Genomic DNA, 6,479 nt, shown 5'->3' with positions numbered 1-6,479 from the left:
CCACCAAGCCCTCACCAACGCCCGCCTCACCCCCGACCACATCGACATCATCGAAGCCCACGGCACCGGCACCACCCTCGGCGACCCCATCGAGGCACAGGCGCTGCACCAGGCGTACGGCTCCCACCGCCCCAGCGACCGGCCCCTCTGGCTCGGCAGCCTCAAGAGCAACATCGGTCACACGCAGGCCGCGGCCGGTGTCGGCGGCATCATCAAGATGATCCAGGCACTGCACCACCGGCAGCTGCCCGCCACCCTCCACGCCGATGACCCGACGCCGCACATCGACTGGGACAGCACGCCTCTCACACTGATCACGCACACCCGGCCCTGGCCCGAAACCGGCGCCCCCCGCCGCGCCGCCGTCTCCTCCTTCGGCATCAGCGGCACCAACGCCCACGTCATCATCGAAGAGCCGCCCGCGCTCACCCACCCCACCGGCGACCACCCCGAGCCCGAGCCCGCGTCCGACGGCGTCACCTGGTTCCTCTCGGCGCGGACGGAGGAAGAGCTGGCCCGCGCGGCCGGGCGCCTCGCCGACCACGCCACCGCCCACCCCGCACTCACGGCGAGTGCCATCGGCGACGCCCTCGCCCGGCGTCGGCACCACCCCCACCGGGCCGTCCTGCACGCCACCGAGCGCGACGAACTCCTCGCCCAGGCCGGCGCCCTGGCCGCCCGCCGAACCCACCCGGGCCTCACCACCGGTCACACCACGGGCGGCAAGCTGGCCGTCCTCTTCACCGGTCAGGGAGCGCAGTACCCGGGCATGGGACGCGCGCTCGCCGCCGCACACCCCCGCTTCGGGGAACTCCTCGCCGACATCGCCGGCCGCTTCGACACCCACCTCGACCACCCGCTGACCGACGTGATGTGGGCCGAACCGGACACGGACCTGGCCGCCCTGCTGGACCACACCCAGTACACCCAGCCGGCACTCTTCGCTTTCGAGACCGCCCTCTTCGCATATCTCTCCGAGCGCGGTCTGGCTCCCGACTACCTCATGGGCCACTCCATCGGCGAGATCACCGCCGCCCACGTCGCCGGCACGCTGTCACTCGACGACGCCGTCACCCTCGTCACCACCCGCGCCCACCTCATGCAACAACTCCCCACCGACACCGGCATGCTCAGCGCCACCGCCGGAATCGACCAACTCCGCGACATCCTCGACCGCCACGCCGAGATCGACGTCGCCGGGCACAACTCACCCCGGCACACCACCCTCGCCGGCACCCGTCACGCCCTCGCCGCACTCGCCCAGGACCTGGACGCCGCAGGCATCACCCACCGCACCCTCACCGTCTCCGGCGCGTTCCACTCACGCCACCTCGACCCGCTCCTCCCCCAGCTGACGCAAGCCGCCCGACGCCTCACCCACCACGCCCCGACCATCCCGATCGTCACCAACACCACCGGGCAGATCGCCACCACCGAGCAGCTCACCGACCCGACCCACTGGGCCACCCAAGCCCGCACCGCCGTCCACTACCACCAGGGCATCACCACCCTCACCGAACTCGGCGTCACCACCTACCTCGAAATAGGACCCGACACCACCCTCACCCACCTCACCCGCACCACCCTGGCCGACGACACGGACGACACCGTCACCTGCATCGCCACCCAGAACCCGCGCGCGGGCCAGGCGGAAGCCTTCAGCGGCGCGCTGGCCACCCTCCGTACCACCACCTCCCGCGGCCTGGCCCGGGTCACCGCCCCGGCCACCGGCGCACCCCCCGTCCTGCTGCCCACGTACCCCTTCACCCGCACTCCCCTCTGGCTCGCCCCCCAGCCCCAGGCGTCGGCCCGGCACCTCGGCCTCAGTGGCACCGAGCACCCGCTCCTGGCCACGGCCACCGAACTGCCCGACGGTACGCACCTGTTCACCACCACGCTGAGCACGAGCGCCCACCCCTGGCTCGCGGACCACACCATCGCGGGGACGGTGCTCCTGCCTGGTACGGCCCTCCTGGAGCTGGCGCTCCACGCCGGCCTGCGGACGGGTTGCGAGGAGGTGGAGGAGCTGCTGTTCCAGGTACCGGTGGCGCTCTCCGGCGACCGGGAGAAGGTGCTGCACCTGCTGGCCGGTCCGGCCGACGACTCCGGTCGCCGACCGATCACGATCTACAGCCGGGACGCGGACGACGAGGGCTGGACCCGGAACGCCACCGGCACCCTGGCCGGCGTCTGACACCGGCCGGAAACGCCGAGGCCCGGCCTCCCTAGGGGGCCGGGCCTCTCGTTCGGCGACCGGGGCGTCAGACCGGCGTGGGCGCGGTGTCCGCGAACCTGTCCGCACCGAAGGGGCGGGCGATGTCGGGGAGGCGGCCCGTGACGACGGCCTCGGCCATCGCCTCGGCGGTGGCCGGGGTCAGCTGGACGCCCACGCGGTGGTGGCCGGTGGCCAGCAGGACGTCCTCGCGGGAGGTGGGGCCGAGGATCGGCTGACCGTCCGGTGATCCCGGGCGGAGGGCCGCGGCGGCGCCGGCGAAGTGCATGCGGGACGCGGCCGGCAGCACCCGGCGTACGCGTTCCAGGAGGTCCGCCACGCCTTCCGCACGTACCTGCTCGTCGTATCCGGCATCCTCGTACGTGGCGCCGACGGCGAGTTCGCCGTCGGCCCGCGGTGCGATGTAGACGGCGCGGTCCTCGTAGCCGCAGCGGACGGTGTGGTGGACGGGTGTGTCGCCGCGCAGGCGTATCACCTGGCCCTTGTAGGGCTTGATCTCGGGGACCAGTCCCTCGGGGAGGCCGGGGAGCAGGTGGGTCCAGGGGCCCGCGGCGAGGACGAGCCGGTCGGCGTGCAGGACGGTGCCGTCGCCGAGCCGGACCGCGGGGGTGCCGGTGTCGAGGAGGAGCTCCGTGGCGCGTTCGCGGACGAGGCGGCCGCCCGCGTGCCGGATTGCCGCGGTGAGGGCGCGGGTGAGGGAGCGGGGGTCGACGGAGCCGTCGTCGGGCGACAGCATGCCTACGTGGGCCTCGCCGGCGAGGTGGGGTTCGAGGCGGCGGCAGTCGTCCGGGGTGAGCATCTCGTAGCGGACGCCGGCGTCGTCGGCCATCTTCCGCAGCCGGTCGAGGCCCTCGGCGGCCCGGGCGTCGTAGGCGACGTCGAGGATGCCGTTGCGCAGGTATCCGACGGGGGTTCCGGCGGCCCGGGCGAGCTCGGTGGCGAACGAGGGGTAGAGGGCGCGGGAGTGCAGGACGAGCCGGGCGAACTCGGGCCGGCCGAGGAGCATGTCCCCGGAGGGCGGGAGCAGTCCGGCGGCGACGCCCGACGCCTTGGTGCCGGGCTCGGGGTCGATGACGGTGACGTCGGTCCCGCGTTGGGCGCAGCGCCAGGCGGTCGCCAGTCCGATGACGCCGCCGCCGACGATGATGACGCGCATGGGTCCTCCTCCGCTCCGCGCGGGGCGCGGAGGGTGGAACCCTGAGCGCCGCGCGGCGGAGCACTCGGTCTGCTCCGCCGGGCGGAGCGGTCAGTCCTGCCGGGTCTGGGTGAGCCGCAGCAGGTGGGTGGCCAGGGCGGCCGGGGTGCGGTGGTCGAACAGGAGCGTGGCGGGCAGCCGCAGTCCCGTCAGGGCGGCCAGGCGGCGGTTGAGGTCCACGGTGGTCAGTGAGTCGAAGCCGATGGCGGAGAACTCGGCGCCGGGTTCGACGGCGTCGGGGCCGGTGAGGGCGAGGACGCCGGCGACCTCGGTGCGGATGAGCTGCTGGAGGGCCTCGGTGCGGTCGGCCTCGGGGAGCCCGGCGAGGGTACGGCGCAGTTCGGTGGCGTCGGCCCGGGTGGTCTGCCGGGTGGGGCGCGCTGGGTCGTGGCGCCGGGGCGGGCACAGGTCGCGGAAGACGTCGGGGATCTGCGGGGAGTGGTCGCGCAGGGCCGGTTCGTGGAGCTGGACGGGGACGAGGACGGCGTCGTCGCGGCCGAGGGCGGCGTCGAAGAGGGCGAGTCCGTCGGACACCCGCAGGGCGGAGATGCCCGCGCGTTCCATGCGCTTGAGGTCGGCGGCGGCGAGCTGCTCGCCCATGCCGGCTTCGTCCCACAGCCCCCAGGCGAGGGAGACGGCGTGCAGGCCGTGGGAGCGGCGGTGCTGGGCGAGGGCGTCGACGAAGGTGTTGGCGGCCGCGTAGTTGGCCTGGCCGGCGCCGCCGACGATGCCGCTCACCGAGGAGAAGAGGACGAGTTCGCAGGTGTCGGGAAGGGTCTGGCAGACCTGGTGCAGGGCGAGCGCGGCGTCGACCTTGGGGCGCATGACCCGGGCGAGGCGGTGCGGCGTCAGGGTGCCGACGGCGCCGTCGTCGGTGACGCCCGCGGCGTGGATCAGGGTGGTGACGGGGTGCTCGGCGGGGAGGCCGGCGAGCACCTGGGTGAGCGCGGAGGCGTCGGCGACGTCGCAGGCCGCGACGGTGGCGTGGGCGCCGAGGGCGCCGAGCTCCGCGACGAGGCGGCGGGCGGCGGGGGCGTCCGGGCCGGAGCGGCTGAGCAGCAGCAGGCGTTCGACGTGGTGACGCTCGACGAGGTGGCGGGCGAGGACGCTGCCGAGGGCGCCGGTGCCGCCGGTCAGGACGACGGTGCCGTGGGAGCGTGCGGTACGGCGCGGGCGGGCGGTGTCGTCGGGTCGGGAGCGTTGCAGCCGGAGGCTCAGCAGACTGCCGTGGCGGACGGCCAGTTGGGGGTGGACGGCGTCGGGGCCGGTGAGGGCGGAGACGGCGGACACGAGGGCGCGGCGTGAGCCGTCGGCCTCGTCGATGTCGACGAGTGCGAAGCGGCCCGGCTGTTCGGCCTGGCTGCTGCGGACGAGTCCCCAGACGACGGAGGCGGCGAGGCTGGTGATGTTCTCGCCCGGTTCGCAGGACTGGGCCTGCTGGGTGACGAAGACGAGGCGGGAGTCGGCGAGCCGGTCGTCGGTGAGCCATTCCTGGACCAGGGCGAGGCAGCGCTGGGCCTCGGCGCGTGCGTCGTCGGCGTCGTCCGTGCCGTCGGCGCAGCTGACGAGGACGACGGAGGGCACGGGGGCGCCGCGGCGCAGTGCCGTGTCCATGGTGGGCAGCGAGCTGTAGTACTCGAAGGGCTTTCCGGTGGCCTTGAGTTCGCCGGTGATGCCGAGGTGGTCGGTGCCGAGGAAGGCCCAGGGCTCGTCGGCCGCGGGGCGGGCGGGCAGCTCGGCGAGGGGCCGCCATTCGGGGCGCAGGAGGACGCCGGAGGCGCCGTTGCCGCGCAGTTGTTCGCGGCTGACGGGGCGCACCAGGAGGGAGCGGGCGCACAGGACCGGCCGGTCGTCGGTGTCGGTGGCGGTCAGGGCGAGGTCGTCGCCCTCGGTGGGGGTGATGCGGATGCGCAGGGCGGTGGCGCCGGGGCGGTGCACGCGGACGCCCCGCCAGGCGAAGGGCAGGTAGGTGGCGTCGTCGTCCCGGTCGAGGAAGGGGATGCTCGCCGCGTGGAGTGCGGCGTCGAGCAGCGCCGGATGCATGAGGAGGCCGGTGGCGGGCGGGGCCGGGGCGTCGAGCGGGACCTCGGCGTACACCTCGGTGCCGTGGCGCCAGGCGGCGCGGAGCAGGCGGAAGGCGGGGCCGTAGTCCATGCCGCGGGCGGTGAGCCGCTCGTAGAGGTCGGGGATGTCGACGGGTTCGCTGTCGGCGGGCGGCCAGGGCCGCGGTGCGGCGGTGGGGGCGGCGTCGGCGGGCTCGGTGCCGTGCCCGGGGTGCGCGCACCGGTGGCCGGTGGCGGCGGTGCCGCCGGGGACGGTGTCGCCGGGGCGGGGTTCCAGGACGGTCATGGGCTTCCTTCGTGGCATGGGGGACCCGGGGGTGCCGTGCGAGTCGGGGCCGGAGCGGTGCCCGGGATCAGCCCTGCAGGGGCGGCGGGTTGGTGATCGCCGCGGTGACGTTGCCCTTGGAGTCGCCGCCGTGCTCGTCGTAGTAGCGGCAGGCGGTCTTGACGACGACGAGGGCGTCGCGGATGTCGTTGGCGTCCCAGGCGACGATGTCGAGGATCTCCATGGAGCCCTGGAAGAACCGGCCGCGCATGGGCACGCGGAAGGAGCTGGAGAAGTCGGTGATGAGGATGTCGCCGAGCTGGCGGTGCCAGAAGTCGTCCATGCCCCACTGGTTGAACGGTTCGGTGAGGGCGTCCTGGACGGACTTGGCGATGAGGTAGTAGGCCATCTGGTTGTAGCAGATGTTGAACTCGACCGAGTTGAAGTGCCCGGTGTCGTCGATGTAGCACGACTCGGGGATCTCGAAGGTGCACTCGGCCGCGAGCCGGCCGCCGTCGTTCGGGTTGCCGTCGACGATCACGTCGGCGGTCTTGAGGTACTCGCACCGCTTGGCCCGGTAGGGGGTGAGCACCCGGTGGAGCAGGGCTTCGTCGGTGGGCAGGCGGCGGGCCGTGGGGCCGTCGGCGCGCTCCGCGGGTCGCGGCAGGAGGGTCGTCATGACTCGTTTCTCCAGCTCGTACGGTGAGGGGTCGGGCGGGATCG

General features: G+C 74.0%; 4 protein-coding genes. 1 reads left to right on the top strand and 3 read right to left on the bottom strand.

The window, feature by feature from the left end:
* The coding region (locus ACIRQF_RS33865; RefSeq protein ID WP_404098280.1) for an acyltransferase domain-containing protein at window positions 1-2,194 on the top strand (2,194 nt) is incomplete at its 5' end.
* Window positions 2,195-2,261: 67 nt separating this feature from the next.
* On the opposite strand, the gene thiO is transcribed toward ACIRQF_RS33865, so the two are convergent.
* From thiO to ACIRQF_RS33850, 3 genes are all read right to left on the bottom strand, one after another.
* The gene (gene thiO / locus ACIRQF_RS33860; RefSeq protein ID WP_404098276.1) at window positions 2,262-3,389 is read right to left on the bottom strand and encodes a glycine oxidase ThiO; all 1,128 of its coding nucleotides are present in this window, start codon (window positions 3,387-3,389) and stop codon (window positions 2,262-2,264) included.
* Window positions 3,390-3,479: 90 nt separating this feature from the next.
* On the bottom strand, window positions 3,480-5,777 hold the full coding sequence (locus tag ACIRQF_RS33855) for a type I polyketide synthase (RefSeq protein WP_404098273.1): 2,298 nt from the start codon (window positions 5,775-5,777) through the stop codon (window positions 3,480-3,482).
* A gap of 67 nt (window positions 5,778-5,844) precedes the next feature.
* A complete protein-coding gene (locus ACIRQF_RS33850) occupies window positions 5,845-6,435 on the bottom strand; it encodes an FcoT family thioesterase (protein WP_382484704.1) in 591 nt (196 codons plus the stop codon).
* Between the last annotated feature and the right edge of the window lie 44 nt (window positions 6,436-6,479).

Source organism: Streptomyces sp. NPDC101191 (genome assembly GCF_044767915.1).
Lineage (GTDB): Bacteria > Actinomycetota > Actinomycetes > Streptomycetales > Streptomycetaceae > Streptomyces.
The sequence above is the reverse complement of the archived record's forward strand: the minus strand, read 5'-3'. Positions and strand labels throughout refer to the sequence as shown.

Excerpts from the sequence above, each read along its gene's own strand:
- thiO (WP_404098276.1), bottom strand. The coding sequence starts at position 3,389 with ATGCGCGTCATCATCGTCGGCGGCGGCGTCATCGGACTGGCGACCGCC.
- ACIRQF_RS33855 (WP_404098273.1), bottom strand. The coding sequence starts at position 5,777 with ATGACCGTCCTGGAACCCCGCCCCGGCGACACCGTCCCCGGCGGCACC.
- ACIRQF_RS33850 (WP_382484704.1), bottom strand. The coding sequence starts at position 6,435 with ATGACGACCCTCCTGCCGCGACCCGCGGAGCGCGCCGACGGCCCCACG.